The following is a 19350-nucleotide window of genomic DNA, read 5'->3' on the forward strand; positions in this document are numbered from 1 at the left end:
GCTGGTATGCCCCGACTGATCCGCCGGCTGGAGTTCTTCGTCGTCACGTTCTGGGCAGCGGTGAGCATCAACTTCCTGCTGCCCAGGATGATGCCCGGAGACCCGATCCAGCAGATGATGGCCCGGATGAAGGGCCAGATCACCGGTTCCCGACGACACTCACTGGAGGTGATGCTGGGCCTGAACACGCACGAACCCCTGTGGAAGCAGTACATCTCCTACTGGGGCCAGGTGTTCAGGTTCGACTTCGGCTCCTCCATCACCTACTTCCCCGACAGCGTGACCAGCGTGATCTCGATCGCGATCCCGTGGACGCTGGGTCTGGTCGGGGTCACCACGGTCCTCGCGTTCGTCCTCGGCACCCTGCTGGGCGCGGTCGCGGCCTGGCGGCGCGGCGGGGTGCTCGACAGCGTGCTGCCGCCGGTGTTCATCGTGGTGGGTGCGCTGCCGTTCTTCTGGGTGGGACTGCTGTTCCTGTACGTCTTCGGCGTCCTGCTTCCGTGGGCACCGATCGGGTTCGGGTACGACATCACCGCCGGCCAGTTGTCGCTCAACTGGCAGACGATCAGCCAGATCGTGTCGCACGCGCTGCTGCCGGCCACGGTGATCGTGCTGACCTCCATCGGCGGCTGGATCCTCACCATGCGCAACACGATGATCGGCGTGCTGTCGGAGGACTACGTGAAGATGGCGCGGGCGAAGGGACTGCCCTCCGGCCGGATCATGTTGCAGTACGCCAGCCGCAACGCGATCCTGCCCAACCTCACCGGCTTCGCCATGTCGCTCGGCTTCGTCATCAGCGGCGCACTGCTGGTGGAGCTGGTGTTCACCTACCCGGGGGTCGGCTACCTGCTGGTGCAGGCGGTGACCGGGCAGGACTACCCGTTGATGCAGGCGTTGTTCCTGCTCATCACCGCCGCGACGCTGGTCTCGGTCCTCATCGCCGACGCCGTGACGTACGTCCTCGATCCCCGGACCCGAGGCAGGGCGTGATGAGCACCGACGTCAACCACACCGGCGACACCGGCAACACCGACACCGCCGTCGAGGCAGCGGCGGGCGCCCAGGACGACGACACCCGCCACCGGAGCGCGATCGGCCAGTTGCTCGGCTCGATCGCGCACAATCCCAAGGCGCTCACCGGCGCCGCCATACTGGGTCTGTTCGTCGTGGTCGCGGTGTTCGCGCCGCTGATCGCGCCGTACGACCCGCACGCCACCGACTACGGCCGCGGCGTCGGACCCAGCGGGGCGCACTGGCTGGGCACCACGACGTACGGCCAGGACGTGTTCTCCCAACTGGTGTACGGCACCCGGCAGTCGCTGCTGATCGCGTTCCTCGTCGGCGGGGTGGCGACCGTGGTGTCGGCGCTCATCGGCGTGGGCGCGGCGTACGTCGGCAACCTCGTCGACCACGGGCTGTCCCTGCTCACCGACATCTTCCTGGTGATCCCGGGCCTGCCGCTGCTGATCGTCATCTCCTCCTACATCCGCGGCGGCGGCATCATGGTGATGGTCGGCGTCATCGCGGTGACCAGCTGGGCCTACGGCGCGCGGCAGTTCCGGGCGCAGGCGCTGTCGCTGCGCAACCGGGAGTTCCTGGACGCGGCCCGGGTGCGCGGTGAACGCACCTCCTACACCGTGGTGTTCGAGATCCTGCCCACCATGTCCGGACTGCTGGTGGCCAACTTCCTCGGCGCCGCGGTGTACGGCGTGCTGGCGGTCGCGGGCCTGCAGTTCATCGGGCTCGGCGACATCACCTCGATCAGCTGGGGCAGCATGATGCACTGGGCGGAGAACAACGAGGCCCTGCAGGCGGGAACGCCGCTGTGGGACCTCGCGCCCGGCCTGTGCATCGCCCTGCTCGGGGCCAGCTTCTCGCTGATCAACTACGCCTTCGACGAGGTGAGCAACCCCGCCCTGCGCCCGCCGCGGCGGCGCCGAGTTCGCGGGGACCGGAAGGAGGTGGCCGGTGCAACCACTGTCCAGCAGGCCTGACACCACACCGGACTCGCGTCAAGCACTGCTTGACGTCGACGACCTGGTGGTGGACTACGGCGTGCACGAGCCGGTCCGCGCGGTCGACCACGTGAGCCTGCGGGTGCGCCGGGGTGAGTTCGTCGGCATCGTCGGGGAGTCCGGGTGCGGCAAGTCCACCTTGCTGTACGCGGTGGCCCGGCTGCTCAGCCCGCCCGCGCGCATCGTGTCCGGGCAGGTCGACTTCGCCGGGCACCAGATGGTCCAGCTCACCGAGGACGAGCTGCGGCCGATCCGCTGGCGCGACTACTCCGTGGTGATGCAGAGCGCGATGAACGCGCTCAATCCCGTTCTCAGCATCGGCGCCCAACTGCGGGACGCGATGGCCGCGCACGAACGCGTCCCGGCCGCACAGATGCGGCAGCGATCGGAGGAGGTGCTGCGGCTGGTCGGCATCGACCCCATCCACCTCACCAGCTATCCGCACCAGCTGTCCGGCGGCATGCGACAGCGCGCGATGATCGCGATGGCGCTGGTGTTCCGGCCCGACCTGATCATCATGGACGAGCCGACGTCCGCGCTCGACGTGGTGGCCCAGCGGTCGCTGATGCGGCGGGTGAAGGCGCTGCAGGAGGAGTTCGGGTTCGCGGTGCTGTTCGTCACCCACGACATGTCGCTGGTCAGCCACTACTCCGATCGGCTGGCGATCATGTACGCGGGGCAGATGGTCGAGCTCGGCCCGACCCGCGAGGTGTTCGCGCACGCCCGGCACCCGTACAGCACGGGTCTGCTCGGCGCGTTCCCCTCCCTGCGTGGTGAGCGACGGGAGCTGACCGGCATCCCGGGCGCTCCGCCGGACCTGCGCCATCCTCCGCGCGGTTGCCGTTTCCAGCCGCGCTGCCCGAAGGTGATGGACGTCTGCCGCGAGGACCCGCCGCCCTACCAGGTCGGTGGCACCGATCTCGTCCGCTGCCACCTCTACGGACCCGACGCGTCCGAACGACAGGAGTCGCGATGACCGCCGCGTCGACGCCACCACGTCCGGACGGCCCGGTGCTGCGCGCCACCAACCTCACCCGGCACTTCCGTGTCGGCGGCCGGCTGGGCCGCAACACCCTGCACGCCGTGGACGGGGTGGAGCTCACGATCGGGCGGCGCGAGATCGTCGCGCTGGTGGGTGAGAGCGGCAGCGGCAAGAGCACCGTGGCCAGGTTGCTCGCGATGCTGCACCCGGTGACCGCGGGCGAGATCCACTACCACGGCCGGCCGGTGGGTTCGCTGCGCGGCCGCCGGCAGCGCCTGGATTACCGCCGCCGGGTGCAGATGGTCTTCCAGGACCCCTACAGCTCGCTGAGCCCGGTCTATCCCGTCTCGCACGCGATCGTGCGTTCGCTGCGGCTGCACCGCGGCGACCTGTCCACGACCGAGCGCACGAAGGAGGCCGAACGCCTGCTCGGCCTCGTCGGGCTCACCCCGCCCGGTGAGGTGATGCGGAAGTACCCGCACGAGCTGAGCGGCGGGCAGCGGCAGCGGGTCGGGTTCGCGGCGGCGCTGGCCTGCCGGCCGGAGGTGATCCTGGCCGACGAACCGGTGTCGATGCTGGACGTCTCGATCCGGATCGGCCTGCTCAACCTGATGGCCAGGCTGCGCGAACAGGAGGACGTGTCGTTCCTCTACATCACCCACGACCTGGCCAGCGCACGCTACGTCGCCGACCGGATGATGGTGATGTACGCCGGGCAGGTGGTGGAGAGCGGGCCGGCCGAGCAGGTGCTCGCCGACCCGCGTCATCCGTACACCCAACTGCTGCTGTCGGCCGCACCGGATCCGGACGCGATGCGGGAGGAGAGCGGCCCGGACGACTACGGCGAGCCGCCCCGGGTCGTCGACCCCGAGGAGGGCTGCCGGTTCCGTCCGCGTTGCCCGCTGGCGATTCCGGTGTGCGAGACCGTCACACCGCCGCTCGGCGAGCTGACCCCGGGCCACTCCGCGGCCTGCCACGTCGCGGCCCTGCACACGTCCGGCTGATCAGGGCACCGGCTGGGCAACCGGCGGGCGGGCCGGCGCCACCGGCTGCAGGATCCGCCGCCGGTCCGGGGTCAGCCGGTCCAGCAGCTCCGGGGAGTACTCGTAGTTGAACCTCGTACGCGCCCACGACGGGCCGTAGCGGTAGATGAGGACCCGGCGCTCGCCCGGGTTGGTCCGGCTGCTGCCGCCGTGCATCAACCCGTCCACGAACAACAGCGCGTCGCCCTTGTTCAGGTACAACGGGATCGCGCCCTCGAGGGTGTCCATCCGGTCCCCGGCCGCGTAGTCACCGGCCAGCGGGTGGGTGAAGTTGGACTTGTGGCTGCCCGGGACGACCATCGTGGCGCCGTCGCCCTCACCCACGTCGGTGAGCGCCACGATGATGTTCACCTGGCCGCAGCGGAACACGCCGTTCTTGTACTGGAAGGCACCGCGCATGGCACCCTGGAAGCCGCCGCTGTGCACCGGGTGGTGCCCACCGGAGGTCCGGATGGAGGCGATGCACTCGTCGACGAAGACGCCTTCCACGTAACACTTCTCCTCACCGGCGAAGTGTGTGACCAGGCTGATCCAGGACGGGTGGTCGACGAGGCGCTCGAACGGCTCGCCGGCCTCGACGCAGTTGTGCAGCTCGAAGCCGGTCTCGTCGGTGTAGTCGCGGCGCTGCGCGTTGCCCCACCACTGGCCGGGTGCGAGTTCGGGGAAGTTGTCGAACTCGTGGTTGAGGTCGGCCAGCAGGTCCGGCTCCACGGCGTTCTTCAGCACGAGGTAACCACGAAGGTCGAACAGGAAGTCGTCCAGCGGGGTCGGCTGCTTTCGTTCCACAGGTCTCCACCTCTCTTCGGCCGAGCTTGTCGATCACCTCGACCACGTGCACCGGCATGCGCACGGCTGTGCAGCGTCGTTTCGCCACCGACCCTAGGCGCGGAGGATCCGGGCGCGCCTCCAGCATCCTCCGCCCTGCTTCCCGGATCGTCCGGTCGTCCGCCATCGGACGCCCCGTGCGGGCACGGACCCCTCAGAAGACGGTGTAGCCGCCGTCGACGACGAGCACCGACCCGGTCATGAAGGATGCCGCCGGGCTGGCGAGGTACACCACGCTGGGCGCGATCTCCTCAGGCGAGGCGTACCGCTGCTGCGGGGCGTCCTCGATCCACTGCCGACGGAACTCCGGCCGGTCCACCGGCGCCATCTCGGTGTTGACGTAACCGGGCGCGAGCGCGTTGACCCGGATGCCGTGCGACGCCCACTCCGCCGCCAGCGACTTCGTCAGCTGGTGCACGGCCGCCTTCGACGCGTTGTAGGCGGGCTGCCACTGCGGGCGGTTGACGATGATGCCGGAAATCGAACCCACGTTGACGATCGAGCCGCCTCCGTTGGCCGCCATGTGGCGGCCGGCGACCCGGCAGCACCGCCACAGCGCGCGGACGTTGAGGTCGAACACCTCGTCCCACTCCTCGTCGGTGACCTCCCACGACGGCGCGTGGTAGCACACCCCCGCGTTGTTGACCAGGATGTCCAGGCCGCCGAGTGCTGTGACGGCCTCCTCCACCGCCCGGTCCACGTCGGCGGCGACGGTGATGTCCCCGGTGATCGGCACCGCGCGTACGCCGTTTTCGGCCAGTTCCGTGGCGGCCCGCTTGTTGCGGTCGGCGTGCCGGGAGACGAAGGCGACCTCGGCGCCGGCCTGGGCCAGCGCGACCGTGAAGGCTCTGCCCAGGCCGCGGTTGCCGCCGGTGACCAGGGCCTTGCGGCCCGCGAGGCTGAAGCTGTCGAAGACGTCCACGTGCTGTCCTTCCGTTGGCCGGACTCCATCCCAAAGCTATCCGGCCCGCTGTCTTCTGGTCAGGGGTGCCGGTACCGTCGGAACGGCCGCAGCCGGAGCCAGTGGAGGAACGGATGAGCAAGGTGGTCAGCGCGTCGGCGTACCTCGTCGACCTGGAGGTGGAGACCCCCCGCACCGATGCGGTGCAGTCCTTCGTCAAGCAGGAAACGGTGTTCGTCGAGATCACCACCGACGACGGCCACACCGGTCTGGGCTACAGCTACACGATCGGCACCGGCGGGCACGCCGTCCTCGCGTTGCTGCGGCACGACCTGCTGCCGCGGCTGGTGGGCACCGAGGCCGGCGACATCGAGGCGCGGTGGAACGACCTGTACGCCGTTACCCGGGCGACCAGCATCGGCGTCATCACCGCGCTCGCCCTCGCCGCCGTCGACACCGCGCTGTGGGACGTACGCTGCCGGCGTGCCGGTGAACCCCTGTGGCGGATGGCCGGCGGGTTCCGGCAGCAGGTACCCGTCTACGACACCGAGGGCGGCTGGCTGCACCTGCCGGCCGAGGAACTCGTCGCCGGCGCAGCCGCCTCCCGCGACGCCGGGTTGTTCGGGGTGAAGCTCAAGGTGGGCAAGCCCCGCGTCTCCGAGGACGTCGCCCGCATCGCCGCCGTCCGGACCGAACTCGGGCCCGGCATGGAGATCATGGTCGATGCCAACCAGTCGTTGACAGTAGCCGGCGCGACCCGGCGGGCAAGGGCGTTCGAGGACCTGGACGTCGCGTGGTTCGAGGAGCCGCTGCCGGCCGACGACGTCTCCGGCCACGCGCTGCTCGCCCGGGCGAGTTCGGTCCCGGTCGCGGTGGGCGAGTCGCTGTACTCCCTCGGGCAGTTCCGCGGCTACCTCGAGGCGGGCGCGGCCGGCATCGTGCAGGTCGACGTGGCCCGGATCGGCGGAATCACGCCCTGGTTGAAGGTCGCCCACCTGGCCGAGGCGTTCAACGTCGCGGTGGCGCCGCACTTCCTGATGGAGTTGCACGTGAGCCTCGCCGCCGCGGTGCCGAACGGCTCCTACGTCGAGCACATCCCACAGCTACGCGCGATCACCACCGAGGAGCTCCGGATCGTCGACGGGCACGCGGTCGCGCCGGACACACCCGGGCTCGGCATCGTGTGGGATCCGGACGCGATCGACAATCGCCGGGTGGCGTGAGGATTCAGCGGCGGCGGCCGACGGTGAGTACAGACGACCAATGGCGGGTGAGCCGGCCGTCGGGACGGACCGCGAGCCGGCGGCGGATCTCGCCGTACAGCCGGTCCCGCTTCACCGGCCCCATCGCGATGTGGCCGGAGAACGTGTCCAGCAAGGCGATGTACTCGTCGGCGGTGTAGCGGCGTCCCCACACGTATCGTCGTACCGCCACCGGCTCGAAGTGGCCCGACTCCTCGAACTCGCCCGCCAGGTCCGGCGCGGCCTCCGGCGGAGGCGGGGGCCACTGGTCGCCGGGCTTGTCCTCGCCGAGTTCGACGTACACCTCCTGGATCTGCTCGAAGAACGGGTCGTAGCCCGCCGGAAAGCCGTGCACGGCGTTCCACACCGCGAGGTGCCCGCCCGGCCGCAGCAGCTCCGCGGCCCTGGCGTACTTCACCGCCGGGTCGACCCAGGACCAGGCCGTCGCGGCGTAGACGAGACCGAACCGCGTCCCGTCGGCCGGGCCGGGCCACTCCTCGAAGGACGCGGTCACGACCTCGACGTCGGCGAAGCCGGCCAGGTTGTGCCGGGCCTGCTCGGCCAGCGCGGGCCCCAGCTCCACGGCCGTGATCGCGAAGCCCGCGCGGGCGAGAGGCAAGGTGGCCTTGCCCGGGCCACAGCCCACCTCCAGCAGGTGGTCCGCCGGCTTCAGGTGGGTGACGTCGAGCAGGTCGGCGTACAACTGCCCGGGGTAGTCGGGACGGGCCGACTGGTACGAAACCGCCGCCTCGTCGAAGGTGGTCCTCAGCCGCCGATCGTCGGACATCGGGCCATCATGTCAGCGGACCCACCGCGAGAGCACCGCCTTTTCAGGCGACCGTGGGCATCGCCGCTGCCGGCACCTCCAGCGTCTTCTCCCGGGCGAAGGTGAACCCGGCGTCGAAGGAGGTGACCGTCGCCAGGCCGCACGCGTCCAGCGCCTCCAGCGAGATCTCGTGCAGCCGCGGCGTCTGGGCCGCGCAGCAGTCGGACAGCACCGTCACCTCGTAGTCGTGCATGAACGCCGACCGGACCGTCGACTCCACGCCGATGTTGGTGACGACGCCGGCGAACACGAGTTCGGTGACGCCGAGCCCGCGCAGCAGCGGGTCCAGCGACGTCCACAGGAACGCGTCGAAGCGCACCTTGTCGACCGTCAGGTCGTCCGGCAGGGCGCCGAGCTCGGCCATCAGCTCGTCGTCCCAGGTGCCAGCGACCAGGCCGTTCAACTGCGCGAGCCGGGGGTTCAGCCGGGCGGCGCTGGTTCCCTCGTCGGCGCGCCCGGGCCGGTAGACGTGCCGGGTGAAGATCACGGGCGCGCTGTTGCGGCGGGCGTCGGCGACCACCTCGGCGGTGGTCCGTACGGCCTGGTCCACGTCGGCGAGCTTCATCCCCACGTGCGCGAGTGATCCCTCCGGATGACAGAAGCCGTTCTGCATGTCGATGACGACGAGCGCTCTCATGGCGCCACCTTCCCCAGGTGAGTGGCAGGTTCTGCGACGACTTCCCTCGGACGTTAGGAAGCCGGGGTTACCGCTGCGTGAACTCGTGCACCGGAACGGGTTACAAGCTGAAGTCGCCCGGCCGCGTCATACCCCCCAAGAATCATTTGACGGTCGAACGTCGAGACGCTAGGTTCCCGGCATGCCCTCGGAGATCAAGAGCATGCGGGCCGTGGCCCACCCGGTCCGGCTGCGCATGCTGTCGCTGCTCACCGGCGCGGCCATGTCGGCGGCCGAGCTCGCCCAGGAGCTGGACATCACCCACGCCAACGCCTCCTACCACCTGCGGCTGCTGGTGGCCGCCGGCATGCTGGAGCCGGCCGGTGAGGAGAACGTCCGCGGCGGGGTGGCTAAGCGTTACCGCTATCTCCTCCGCGCACCCGGGACTCCCGGCTCACCCGGGTCGCCCGCGACGACGGCGCCGACCGGCGAGGTCGACCTCGAGCAGTTGCCGGTCTGGCAGGCCATCGCGGACGAACTCGTCCGGCGCGCGCACCACCAGGTCCGCACCGAGCATCCGGTGCTCCTCACCGACGCCGAACTGTGGGTCGAACCCGAGACCTGGCAACAGGTGGTGGCCCTGGCCGCCGAGGCGTCCAACCTTCTGCACACGAACGCCCGCCGGGCACGCACGTCCGGCACGATGCGCGTCAACGCGACCATGGCGCTGTTCGAGCTGGCGCGACGGGAGAACAGGCGATGATCGACCGGCATTCGCTGGCGCCGCTGCGCCACCAGCGCTTCCGTTACTTCCTCGGCGCCCGGTTCGCCACCCTGCTGGGCAGCGCGATCGCGCCGATCGCGGTGGCGTTCGCGGTGCTCGACCTCACTCACTCCCCCGCGACCCTGGGCGTGGTGCTCGCCGCCCGGACGATCCCGATGGTCGTGCTGGTGTTGTTCGGCGGCGTGGTCGCCGACCGGTTCCGCCGCGACGTCGTACTCGTCTCGGCCAACGTGGTCTGCCTGCTCACCCAGTCGCTGGCGGCGTTCCTGCTGCTCACGGGTACGGCCGAGGTGTGGCAGATCGCCACGATCGAGGCGGTCAACGGCGCGGCCGCGGCGTTCACGTTCCCCGCACTGCAGGGGTTGCTCCCACAGCTGGTGAACCGGTCCGAACTCCAGCAGGCGAACGCGCTGAACGGCCTCAGCCGCAACGTCACCATGATCGGCGGCGGGGCGGTGGGCGGCGCGCTGGTCGGTTTCCTCGGGCCCGGTTGGGGCCTGGCCGTGGACGCGGTGACGTTCGGCGTGGCGGCGTTACTGATCTCCCGGCTGCGGCTGGCCGGGGTTCCCCGCGAAGCCCAGCAGCGGTCCTCCACCTGGACCGACCTGCGGGTGGGCTGGCAGGAGTTCGTGTCCAGGCGCTGGGTGTGGGTGATCGTCGCGGCGTTCTGCGTGTTCAACGCGGTGACCGCCGGGGCCTTCCAGACCCTCGGCCCGGTCATCGCCGACGAGACCTTCGGTGCGGTGGGCTGGGGGCTGTTGCAGTCGGCCAGCGGCGTGGGCCTGGTGGTCGGCGCGCTGGTGATGCTGCGCTGGCGGCCGCGCCGGCCGCTCGTGGTCGGCATGCTCGGCTGCGGGGTCGCCGTGTTCGAGCTTCTGCTGCTGGGGTTGTCGCCCACCCTCGCGCCGCTGCTAGTGGTCGGCTTCCTGGTCGGGGTGGGCACCGACCTGTTCGGCATCGGCTGGGAGACCGCTCTGCAGGAGAACGTCCCGACCGACCGGCTGTCCCGGGTCGCTTCCTACGACGCCCTGGGCTCGATGCTCGCGGTCCCGGTGGGCCAACTGCTGGCGGGCCCGCTGGCCGCGGTGTTCGGCGAGTCGGGGGTGATCGTGGGCGGCGCCGTGCTCCTCGCCGTCGTCGTGGCGCTCACCGTCGCCGACTCGTCGGTACGCGGGCTGCGCCGAGCCCGGATTCCGGCGGCCCGGGGCTGAGCTCCGGGCGCGTGGGCAGTCCCCCTACTCGATGCCGAGGATGAGGTCATTCTCCGACGGCAGGCCCGCCACCAGCGTGCCGTCCGCGAGCAGGATCTCTCCCTGCACGGCCACCAGGTTGCCGGCGTCGAAGTCCCAGCGGGACAGGTTCAGCCGGACGTCGTAGTCCGCGCGGAACCCGGCAGGCACGCCGCCCGGCCGCGGCGCGGGCAGGTCCACCGTCCAGATGTGGAACTCGTGGGGAACCGCGCGGACGGGCAGGGTCGTCCACGGCCCCGCGCTGCCGGACGGCCGGAAGCTCATGGTGAACCAGTCGGCGGACGCCGGGTTCGTCACCGTCAACCGGAGGTGGACAGGTGGCAGCGAGACGCTGGTGCCGTTGGCGAAACCGACTGCCAGACGCGCGGTGGTCCCCGGCTTCACCCCTCTGGGTCCCCTGGTCCAGACGGTCGGCAGAGCCATGTGCAGCTTGCGGTACGCCGTACCGAGCTCCGCGCCCTCGCTCGGCAGGGCGTTGGAGCCGGGCCGGGTCCGGTCCCGCAGCGAGAACGACAGCAGCGGATCGGTCTGTACGGCACCGGGCCGGAGCGTGAGCCGGAAGCGGTACCTGTGGTGATAGCCGGCCGGTACCGCGAAGTCGGCGGTCGGTGATGCCAGGACACTGTGCTCGTCCACCCCGCGCCGTAGCGTGAGCCGGTGCCAGCCGCCGCCACGGCGTACGTCCAGCCGCAGGTGGTCGGCCGCCGCGAAGTCGATGCCGAAGTCGAGACCCGCTCGGCGGAACGAGCGACCGGTGGCGTTGTCGACGGTGGCGGTGAACTCGACCGGGGCGCCGCCGAGCGTCACCTGCCTCCGGGGCAAGGTCAGGTTGACAGGACTGCCCATGGGCGGGTTGAGCGCGAACACCGGCCCGGGGGCACTGGAGTCGGTGCGGTGTCCCTTGTCGCCGAGGTCCAGCCCGGCGATGGCGGAGAACGTCACCAGGCCGTACTCGGGCTGGTAGGCCTTCGGTACGCCGACCCGTAAACGGTAGGTGCGCGTCTCGTGCGGCCGCAGGCGCACCGGCACCGGCGCGTTGTAGAGCAGCTCGGGTTCCTCCGGATTGATCCACTTCATCGCCGTCCGGTGCCACCCGGCGCTGTCGTGGTACTCCAGCCGCAGCTCGTCCGCCTTCAGGCCCCAGGAGAAGGTGAACGACAGCCCGGCGCGTACGGCATGTCCGGTCGGGTTGGTCACCTCGACCCCGAACCGCGCGGGCGCGCCCCCGGGGGTGAGGTCACAGTCCTCGTCTCTGACGGCGACGATCCGCGCCACGTCGGCGGGAGGCGACGGCGTGGGCGCGACGGTCGGCCGGCAGTCGAGGCTCGAGGCCGGAGCAGTGCTCGGCGTCGACACGGCCGGAGTGCTCGGCCGGGCGGTCGCGCCGGACGGTGCGGAGGTGACGCCGCACGCGGCGAGCACACCCGAGGCAAACAGGGCGACCCCCGCGGCGCACGCGGCGAGGGCACCCCTGCGGATCACGGCACGACCTTACCGATCATCGACCGGTCACTGGTAGGAGACGAAGACCGGGGCCGGGCTGACCTCCATGGTCTCCTGCGGAGTGAACGTCGGGCTGTCCGCACGGTAGAAGTTCTTCCATCCCCACCGCACGTCGGCCGGCGCGTTGCGGTGCAGCTTGTTCCAGGTTTCGAACTTCTCGCCGGGAGTGCCGAAGCCGTCGGCGTGGATGAGGACCTGGACGTCGTCGTAGCCGGTGTGCACCGCGGACCGGTCCGAGATCATGTCGAGCCTGAACTGGTGCAGCATGAGCAGCTTCTGCGGCAGGTGGTGCTCCCGGGTGAAGCCGGCCAGCCATTCGGCCGTTCGGTTGACCTCGGCCGCGTCGACCGAACCGATCACCTTCATCGGCCGCTGGGGCGGCTCGAGCCGCCACTCCGGGTCCAGCGCCAGGCCGACGTTCGGCAGCTTGAGCAGTGGGGCGTACCGCTTGGCCTGGGTCAGGAAGTCGGTGTAGCCGGGCTGCAGATCCAGCACGACGTACAGACCCTCACGGTGCGCGGCCTCGACCCACGGCCGCAGCGTGTCCACCGGCGTCTCGCTGGAGTAGTTGCCGTCGGATCCGGCGGAGGCGGAGGACACGGTGGTGATGATTTCGAAGGCGGGTACGACCTTCTCCTTGCTCAGCGGCTGGTAGTCGGCCGCGACCCGCTTGGCCCGGGCGATGGCGTCGGCGAGCGGCTGCTGCCCGAGCGAGCCGAGCGCCGAGCTGCCCGGGTGGCCGTAGAGCGCCACCATGCGCCGGCCGGGGAACAGCACCTGGCCTCCGCCGGGCAACTGGACGCCGGTCGCGGCCACGTCGACCCGGGCGCGCAGCCGGTCGGCGGGCCCGAACGCGCTGCCCAGCGCGAGGACCCGGGACGCACCGTCCTTCGCCAGTGCGGTGATCGCACTGCCGTCGGCGCGCGGGTCGGCGGTGCTGGTCCGCACCACCCGCGCACCGCCGGCGCGCGCAGTCGCCGTGGCCGCCTGGCCTGCGGGCTGGTCGAGTGCGAGGACCACCAGATCCTTCAGCGGGGCGGGCGGGTGGATCCCGGCCACGGCGTCGCCGGACGCGTTCGGTGCCACCGTCGGCGACGGCGACGCGGCTGGATGCTGCCGCGCCCACGCTGTGGCCCTGGCACCCACCGGCAGGACCGTGCGTACCTTCAGCCGGCTCAGCTCGGCGCGCACCGCGTCTCCGGCCGCACTGCTTCCGGTGGCACCGCCTCCGGCCGCCGGAGTGACCAGCAGGGGTACACCGAGCCGTTCGGCGGTCTCGGTGGCCCTGGTCAGGCCGGCCCGGTCACCGTCGGCAACCAGGACCGCGGCCGGTGACCGCTGATAGAGAGCCCGGCTCGCGCCGAGTGCCAGCTGTGCCGCGGTCGTTCCGGCGACCACCGTGGTCGCATCCTTCGGCACGGCGGTGACGGCCTGCACCTGCTTCGGACCCGCGTCGGCATTGCCACCCGCGTCGGCCCCCGCGCCCGCCTTCGGGCCGCCACCTGCATCGCCACGCTGCTCCGTCGCCCCCGATGTACACCCGGCGACCGCCAGCACGCCGACGAGCACGGCCATCAGCAGACGCGAGCGACTCCGGGCAGGGATCGCCCGGGCCGCGCCCGTCCACCGACCGCAGCCCCCGTTGAAGATCATGGCCCGAGCCTAACGGTCGCACCCGGTAGGCGGGCGCGCACACGCCGCCGCACCGGCCGAACGCCGACGCCTCGATTCCGGGCTCACTCCGGGCTCGCTCCGGGCTCACTCCGTTGGCGCCCCGGTGATGCTCGTACCTTGCTTGGTCAGCGTGTAGTCGACGACCGCACCGCTCCAGAAGTGGAATCGCAGGTTCACCACCCCGTCCTTCAGTTCGGCGAAGAACGCGGGCAGCAGCCTGATCTCGTTTGTGTCGTACGCCGGAGTGAAGGACGCGCCGAACTCCTTGTACGACGTCCAGTTCGCCGGTCCGGCGTTGCTCCCGTCGGGGTAGACGGCCTCCATCGTGGCCAGCCGGTCGCCGTTGAACGCGGTCGGCACGGCGAACGTGCCGGACGTACCGCTCGCCGCCGCCAGCACGGGCCGGTCCGCGACGACGACCTCGAACTTCCAGGCCGAGCCGGCGGAGAACCTCGCGGTCAGCACGGCGTTCGTGCCGTAGTCACCGTCGGCGGTCAGGGACGCCAGCAGCCCCGCACGGAACGTCAACCGGTCGCCGTTCAGCACGTAGTCGCGCCCGGCCCGCAGGGTCCGTCCGGCGTACTCGATCCGCACCAGCCGGTTGCCGTTGAGGTTCAGGGTGACCGACTGGTCGGCGGGTGCGGCGTCCTTGTCCACGAACACCAGATCGCTGGTCGCGGTGGAGGACCGGCCGATCCAGCTCGTCCGCATGACGTCGTACAGGTCGGTGTCGCGCCACTGGTAGGCGACCCGGTCGAAGTGCTGGCCGTTGTCCCACAACATCGTGGTGAGGTGCTGCTGCCGGGCGTAGTAGCCGAGGTACTCGAAGAACTTCAGCTTCTCGCCCTGCTCGATCGTTCCGGTGTTCTTGTCGAAGCCCAGCAGGCCGTACTCCCCGACCACCACCGGGATGCCGGCCGCGACCAGGGTGTCGTGCACCCGGTCGAAGGCGTCGGTCAGGTCCTGCCTCGCGGCGTCGTCGAAGCGGGTGCCACCGGCGATGTTCACGCTGAACGGGTAGTACCCGTAGTAGTGCACGGTGGCGATGATCCGGTTGTCGTGCAGTTTGTCGATGGTCTTCTTCAACTCGTCCAGGCGGGCCTGCGACGGTGAGCCGGTGAGCGTGGGCAGCACCAGCGGACGATCGGCGTTGCGCCCGCCGGAGTCACGCACGATCTGGTGGAACGTCGTGTTCAGTTCGTCCAGCCACTGGAAGTACTCCGGTGCGTCGGCGTTCCAGTCGCCGGAGAACCGCGGCTCGTTGATGCTCTCCAGCATCAGCCGGTCGGGCTCGTCCCGTAGCCGGCCGGCGATCTGGGTCCAGCCCGCGCGGTACCTCGCCATGACCTCGTCGTGCTTGGTCGGCATGTCGATGACCCAGGTGCTGGAGTCGTGGTGCATGTTGACCATGACGTAGAACCCGGTCTGCAACGCCCAGTCGACGACCTGGTCCACCCGGTCCAGGTAGGCCGGGTCGATCGTGTAGTCCGGCGCGGGTCCCATGTGCTGGTACCACGTCACCGGGATCCGGATGCTGCGGTAGCCCTGTGCCTTCAGCTTCTGCAGGAACTGCTTCGTCACCCGGGGATTCCCCCACGACGTCTCGTCCGGGCCGGTGGAGTCGAAGGTGTTGCCGAGGTTCCAGCCCGGTTGCATGGCGTCGACGTAGGACTGCAGGTCGTTGGCGGGCACGGCGTCGGCGGGCACGGCGTTCGTGGACATGGCACGTCCCTGGGCGAGAGCAGGTCCGCCGGCGGACGACAACGCGAGGGCCAGTGCGATCGTGAACACCGCGACGAGGGCCTGCCTGCTGCGTCCGAACATGCGGCACGACCTTTCTGGTGGACCCTGCTGCGGCCCCAAACTGCGCGACCCTCTCCGGGGCACCCGACAGCCGGGGAGCGTAGTTACGCTTACCCGCCTGTTCCAGGGGTCACGACGTTCCAGGACGGCCGGACCCGGCCCGCCGGTCACACCGTCGCGGCGTCCGGGTCCTCCTCGGCCTCCACCACCAGTTCCTCCGCCCACAGCCGGCGCATCTCCGGGCACGTCGCCAGCAGGTGCGGCAGCGGTCCGCTCCCGACGACCCGGCCGCGGTCGAGCACCAGCACCTGGTCGGCTCGTTGCAGCGCCGCCCGCCGGTGGGACACCACCAGCACCGTCTCCGGTCCGCGCCCTTCCTTGGCGGCGTCGGCGATCCGGTCCCACAGCAGGTGCTCGGTCTCCACGTCCAGCGCGGACGACAGGTCGTCGACCACCAGCAGGTCGGGATTGCGTACGAGCGCACGGGCCGCCGTCGCCCGCTGCACCTGGCCGCCGGACAGCCGTACGCCGCGCGGTCCGACCACCGTCTCCAGGCCCTCGGGCATCTCGGCGAGGTCACGCTCCAGCGCGGCCAGCCGCATGGCGTCGGCGAGGGTGTCGCCGTCGGCGGGCCAGCCCAGCAGGAGGTTCTCCCGCAGCGACTCCGAGAACAGCCGCGGCACCTGTCCGGCGTAGGCGACCCGCCCGGGCACCAGGAACGTGCCCGGGTCGTCCACCGGCTCGTCGTTCCAGCGCACCGTGCCGGAGGTGGTCGGCAGCAGGCCGAGCATCGCCCGGACCAGCGTCGTCTTGCCCGCGCCGACGGCGCCGGTGACGACGGTGAAGGATCCGCGTTCGACCCGCAGGTCGACGCCGGTGACCCCGCGGCCGCCGTCGTGGTGGCGTACGGTCAGGTCGCGCACCTCGAGCGTACGCAGCCGGTCGGGCGCCCCGGCCCGGTCCGGTGCCTCGGTGAGCACCGGCGGCGGTTCCTCGTGGAACCACACCGACGAGTGCCGGGCAAGGTCGTCCGCGGTCTCGTGGTCGGCCATCAGCCGGGTGAGCCGCTCGGTGGCGACCGCGCCCTGGGGAATGCGGTAGAGCATCCGGCCGAGGATGCGCGGCAGCATCGTCAGCCAGCCGACGTAGCTGGTGAACAACGCCAGGTCGCCGACGGTGAAGTCGCCGCGCCGCATCGCCGGCGCCGCCAGCAACAGCACCAGGCCGATGCTCACCTCGACCGTCGCGCCGGTGACCGTGTCCAGCATGTCCATCGCCAACCGGTCCTTGACGGCAGCCTGCCGGCGCCGCCGGTTGTGCGCCCGCAGCCGATCCAGGACGGCGTTCTCCGCACCGGCGGTCTTGATGGCCAGCACGCCCGCGAACGTCTCCCCCACGAACGCCGTCACCGCAGCACCCAGCTCGCGGGCCCGGGCGTGGATGCGCCGGATCACCTCGCTGAGCACACGGATGAGGACCACCACGACCGTCAGCGGCAGCACCAGGACGACCGTGATCACCGGGTCGATCGAGGTCATGATGGCGAACGCGCCGATGCCGAACAGCACCGCGCCGATCAGGTCCACGCCGTTGTCGGTGGCGATCACGAGGTCCTCGACGTCGTCCCGGAAGCGGGACACGGCCTCACCGGAGGAGTGCGGCAGCCGGCTGGCCGCCGGTCCGCGTGCGCTGAGGATGGACCGCAGCACGTTGGACCGCAGCATCGTTCCCGCGCCGATCCACCAGTACGGCCAGATGTTCACCGCGAACCAGAACACCCCGCCGCGGGCCGCCTCCGCCGCGACGAACGCCGCGCACAGCCACAGTGCGGTGTCCAGACCGGCGGCGCTGTGGCCGCTGATCTGGTCGAACAGCCCCTTCAGGACCAGGCCGGTGAGCAGGGGTACGACGAAGAACAGCGACCACAGCAGACCGCCCACGACGTAGCGCCGCAGGTCGAACCCCACCAGCCGGCGCATGACGAGGAGTACGCCGGAACGCCAGCTCACCGGCGGCCGCGTTCCGTGCGGTCCGGCGGACGTCTGGGTCGGGGCGCTCATCGGCGTACTCCACTCATCGCTTCGTGGTCCGGCCGGTGCTGATTCCTGGGCTGATTCCTGGGCTGATTCCTGGGCTGACCCAACCCTGCCGCGGCCAGCAGGTGCGCGAACCTGCTGTCCGGGTCGGCGGCCAGCACCTCACGCCGGCCGTACTCCACCACCCGGCCGTCCTCGACGACGGCGATCTTGTCCACCCGGGCCAGGGAGGACAACCGGTGGGCGATGAGTACGGCCGTACGGTCGGACAGCAGCCGGTCGATCGCACCCTCGATGTGGTGCTCGGTGGCCGGGTCGAGCCGGCTTGACGCCTCGTCCAGGACGACCAGTCCCGGGTCGGACAGGAACGCCCGCGCGAACGCCAGCAGCTGCGCCTCACCGGCGGACACGCCACCGCCCTGGGCACCGAGCACGGTGTCCAGACCGTCGGGCAGGGACGCCAGCCAGTCGCCCAGCCCGACCTCGGTGACAACCTCCCGCAGCAGGTCGTCGTCGGCGTCCTGACGGAACATCATCAGGTTGTCGCGCACGCTGGCCGCGAACAGCTGGACGTCCTGGGTGACCACGCAGATCCGGCGGTGCACCGAGGCGAGGTCGGTGTCGCGCAGGTCGACGCCGCCGAGCCGGACACTCCCCCGGGTCGGGTCGTACAACCGCAGCACCATCCGGGCGATCGTGGTCTTTCCACTGCCGGTACGCCCCACCAGGCCGAGCGTCTCTCCTGGCGCCAACTCGAGGTTGACATCGGTGAGCACCGGCTCGTCGTCGTCGGCGTAGGCGAAGTGCACGCCGGTCAGCTCCAGGCGCAGGGGCCCGGTCGCGGGCAGCGGCGTGGGGTCGGCGGGTTCGGGAAGCGTGCGTTCCTCGGCGAGCAGGCCACCGATCCGGGCCACGCCCGCCAGCGCCTTCTGGTACTGCTGCAGCTGGTCGATGATCCGCTCGAACGGCGACCGCACCATCTGGGTGTACTGGAACAGCAGCACGGCCGTACCCACCGTCAGTGTGCCCGACTGCTGGACCCAGGCCGCGAGTCCCAGCACCAGCGCGGTGCCGACGGCGAACGCGAGGTTGGTGACGGCGAACAGCCCGCCGCCGACGCGTTCGGCGCGCAGCTCGGCGCGGTAGACGTCGGCGCTGGTGCGGTGGAACCGCCGGACCACGTGCTCTCCCGCGCCGTTGGCCCGGATGTCCTCAGCCGCCGCCAGCCGCTCCTCCACGGCGCCGAACAACGCCGCGAACTTCTCGCGTACGCGGGTCATCGCGGGCACCGCGACCCGCTGCGCACGCACCATGAACCAGCCGATGAGGACGCAGTACGCCAGCAGGACGGCACCGATGCGCAGGTCCACGTTGAGCACCACGACCAGCACACCGACCAGGAGCAGCAGGCTGGCGACGACGTCGAGCAGGAACGCCACCACGAAGTCGGCCAGCGCCACCACGTCACCGTCGACCCGCTCGATCATCTCCCCCGGCGTGCGCTTGCCGTGGTAGGCCATGTCCAGGCCGAGGGCGTGCTCGGCGAGGCGTTCGCGCAGCCGGTTGGTGCCGTCCCAGGCGAGCCGGCTGGCCAGCCAGGCGGTCAGCATCCGGGCGAGCTGGCCGAACACCGCGAGTCCGAGGTATCCCACCGCCAGGAACGTGAGCTGACCGGTGCCGGCGCCGGCGATCGCGTCGTCGACGAACCTGCGGGTGAGCTGCGGCGCCAGCAGCGGCAGCAAGGTGGCGACCAGAATCACCGCGGCCAGGGCGAACGCGGCTCGCCGCCCGGGCCACAGCAGGCGCAGGACGACACGACGGGGGGAGGGAGAAGCAGACATGATCGCC

At 70.8% G+C, this 19350-nt stretch carries 16 protein-coding genes; 7 read left to right on the top strand and 9 right to left on the bottom strand.

The features are described from left to right. Positions 1-6: 6 nt before the first annotated feature. From F4554_RS28600 to F4554_RS28615, 4 genes are read left to right on the top strand one after another with little or no spacing between them, the layout of a single operon-like run. Positions 7-993: an ABC transporter permease gene (locus F4554_RS28600; RefSeq protein WP_179790696.1), complete on the top strand. Its 987-nt coding sequence runs from the start codon at positions 7-9 to the stop codon at positions 991-993. Continuing rightward, positions 993-1997 carry an ABC transporter permease gene (locus tag F4554_RS28605; protein ID WP_179790698.1) on the top strand — a complete coding sequence of 335 codons (1005 nt, stop codon included), beginning with the start codon at positions 993-995 and terminating at the stop codon, positions 1995-1997. Before F4554_RS28600 ends, F4554_RS28605 begins: the two co-directional genes overlap by 1 nt. After that, the gene (locus F4554_RS28610) at positions 1972-2994 is read left to right on the top strand and encodes an oligopeptide/dipeptide ABC transporter ATP-binding protein (RefSeq protein ID WP_179790700.1); all 1023 of its coding nucleotides are present in this window, start codon (positions 1972-1974) and stop codon (positions 2992-2994) included. The genes F4554_RS28605 and F4554_RS28610 overlap by 26 nt, the downstream gene beginning before the upstream one ends. Then, entirely contained in the window at positions 2991-4004 is a 1014-nt protein-coding gene (locus F4554_RS28615; RefSeq protein WP_179790702.1) for an ABC transporter ATP-binding protein, read from the top strand. Before F4554_RS28610 ends, F4554_RS28615 begins: the two co-directional genes overlap by 4 nt. Here F4554_RS28615 and F4554_RS28620 read toward each other — a convergent pair whose 3' ends face one another. Both F4554_RS28620 and F4554_RS28625 read right to left on the bottom strand, forming a co-directional pair. Beyond that, on the bottom strand, positions 4005-4829 hold the full coding sequence (locus F4554_RS28620) for a phytanoyl-CoA dioxygenase family protein (protein ID WP_179790704.1): 825 nt from the start codon (positions 4827-4829) through the stop codon (positions 4005-4007). A 193-nt stretch (positions 4830-5022) separates the two neighbouring features. Next, the gene (locus F4554_RS28625; RefSeq protein ID WP_179790706.1) at positions 5023-5790 is read right to left on the bottom strand and encodes a glucose 1-dehydrogenase; all 768 of its coding nucleotides are present in this window, start codon (positions 5788-5790) and stop codon (positions 5023-5025) included. Positions 5791-5903: 113 nt separating this feature from the next. On the opposite strand from F4554_RS28625, the gene F4554_RS28630 reads away from it, so the two are divergent. Further along, entirely contained in the window at positions 5904-6992 is a 1089-nt protein-coding gene (locus F4554_RS28630; RefSeq protein ID WP_179790707.1) for a mandelate racemase/muconate lactonizing enzyme family protein, read from the top strand. A gap of 4 nt (positions 6993-6996) precedes the next feature. On the opposite strand, the gene F4554_RS28635 is transcribed toward F4554_RS28630, so the two are convergent. Both F4554_RS28635 and F4554_RS28640 read right to left on the bottom strand, forming a co-directional pair. Beyond that, the gene (locus F4554_RS28635; protein ID WP_179790709.1) at positions 6997-7797 is read right to left on the bottom strand and encodes a class I SAM-dependent methyltransferase; all 801 of its coding nucleotides are present in this window, start codon (positions 7795-7797) and stop codon (positions 6997-6999) included. Positions 7798-7840: 43 nt separating this feature from the next. After that, on the bottom strand, positions 7841-8473 hold the full coding sequence (locus tag F4554_RS28640; RefSeq protein ID WP_179790711.1) for a cysteine hydrolase family protein: 633 nt from the start codon (positions 8471-8473) through the stop codon (positions 7841-7843). A gap of 181 nt (positions 8474-8654) precedes the next feature. Between F4554_RS28640 and F4554_RS28645 the strand changes: the two genes are divergently transcribed. Next, a complete protein-coding gene (locus F4554_RS28645) occupies positions 8655-9215 on the top strand; it encodes an ArsR/SmtB family transcription factor (protein ID WP_179790712.1) in 561 nt (186 codons plus the stop codon). Next, the gene (locus F4554_RS28650) at positions 9212-10447 is read left to right on the top strand and encodes an MFS transporter (RefSeq protein WP_179790714.1); all 1236 of its coding nucleotides are present in this window, start codon (positions 9212-9214) and stop codon (positions 10445-10447) included. The genes F4554_RS28645 and F4554_RS28650 overlap by 4 nt, the downstream gene beginning before the upstream one ends. Before the next feature lie 24 nt (positions 10448-10471). Here the strand turns inward: F4554_RS28650 and F4554_RS28655 are convergent, their stop codons facing one another. The 5 genes from F4554_RS28655 to F4554_RS28675 all read right to left on the bottom strand — a co-directional run bounded on the left by F4554_RS28655 (position 10472) and on the right by F4554_RS28675 (position 19343). After that, on the bottom strand, positions 10472-11968 hold the full coding sequence (locus tag F4554_RS28655; RefSeq protein WP_179790716.1) for a hypothetical protein: 1497 nt from the start codon (positions 11966-11968) through the stop codon (positions 10472-10474). Positions 11969-11995: 27 nt separating this feature from the next. Continuing rightward, positions 11996-13642 (bottom strand): hypothetical protein, encoded by a 1647-nt coding sequence (locus F4554_RS28660; RefSeq protein ID WP_202889497.1) that lies wholly within the window; start codon positions 13640-13642, stop codon positions 11996-11998. A 105-nt stretch (positions 13643-13747) separates the two neighbouring features. Continuing rightward, positions 13748-15487 carry a cellulase family glycosylhydrolase gene (locus tag F4554_RS28665; RefSeq protein WP_179790718.1) on the bottom strand — a complete coding sequence of 580 codons (1740 nt, stop codon included), beginning with the start codon at positions 15485-15487 and terminating at the stop codon, positions 13748-13750. Between the two features lie 146 nt (positions 15488-15633). Beyond that, positions 15634-17526 (bottom strand): ABC transporter ATP-binding protein, encoded by a 1893-nt coding sequence (locus F4554_RS28670; protein WP_202889498.1) that lies wholly within the window; start codon positions 17524-17526, stop codon positions 15634-15636. Next, complete coding sequence (locus tag F4554_RS28675; RefSeq protein WP_179790720.1) at positions 17523-19343, bottom strand: ABC transporter ATP-binding protein; 1821 nt, start codon at positions 19341-19343, stop codon at positions 17523-17525. The genes F4554_RS28670 and F4554_RS28675 overlap by 4 nt, the downstream gene beginning before the upstream one ends. Between the last annotated feature and the right edge of the window lie 7 nt (positions 19344-19350).

The sequence above is a fragment of the Actinopolymorpha rutila genome, assembly GCF_013407855.1.
GTDB lineage: Bacteria > Actinomycetota > Actinomycetes > Propionibacteriales > Actinopolymorphaceae > Actinopolymorpha > Actinopolymorpha rutila.

Excerpts from the sequence above, each read along its gene's own strand:
- F4554_RS28630 (WP_179790707.1), top strand. The coding sequence starts at position 5,904 with ATGAGCAAGGTGGTCAGCGCGTCGGCGTACCTCGTCGACCTGGAGGTG.
- F4554_RS28645 (WP_179790712.1), top strand. The coding sequence starts at position 8,655 with ATGCCCTCGGAGATCAAGAGCATGCGGGCCGTGGCCCACCCGGTCCGG.
- F4554_RS28635 (WP_179790709.1), bottom strand. The coding sequence starts at position 7,797 with ATGTCCGACGATCGGCGGCTGAGGACCACCTTCGACGAGGCGGCGGTT.
- F4554_RS28615 (WP_179790702.1), top strand. The coding sequence starts at position 2,991 with ATGACCGCCGCGTCGACGCCACCACGTCCGGACGGCCCGGTGCTGCGC.
- F4554_RS28660 (WP_202889497.1), bottom strand. The coding sequence starts at position 13,642 with ATGATCTTCAACGGGGGCTGCGGTCGGTGGACGGGCGCGGCCCGGGCG.
- F4554_RS28650 (WP_179790714.1), top strand. The coding sequence starts at position 9,212 with ATGATCGACCGGCATTCGCTGGCGCCGCTGCGCCACCAGCGCTTCCGT.
- F4554_RS28640 (WP_179790711.1), bottom strand. The coding sequence starts at position 8,473 with ATGAGAGCGCTCGTCGTCATCGACATGCAGAACGGCTTCTGTCATCCG.
- F4554_RS28600 (WP_179790696.1), top strand. The coding sequence starts at position 7 with ATGCCCCGACTGATCCGCCGGCTGGAGTTCTTCGTCGTCACGTTCTGG.
- F4554_RS28605 (WP_179790698.1), top strand. The coding sequence starts at position 993 with ATGAGCACCGACGTCAACCACACCGGCGACACCGGCAACACCGACACC.
- F4554_RS28670 (WP_202889498.1), bottom strand. The coding sequence starts at position 17,526 with ATGAGCGCCCCGACCCAGACGTCCGCCGGACCGCACGGAACGCGGCCG.
- F4554_RS28675 (WP_179790720.1), bottom strand. The coding sequence starts at position 19,343 with ATGTCTGCTTCTCCCTCCCCCCGTCGTGTCGTCCTGCGCCTGCTGTGG.
- F4554_RS28665 (WP_179790718.1), bottom strand. The coding sequence starts at position 15,487 with ATGTTCGGACGCAGCAGGCAGGCCCTCGTCGCGGTGTTCACGATCGCA.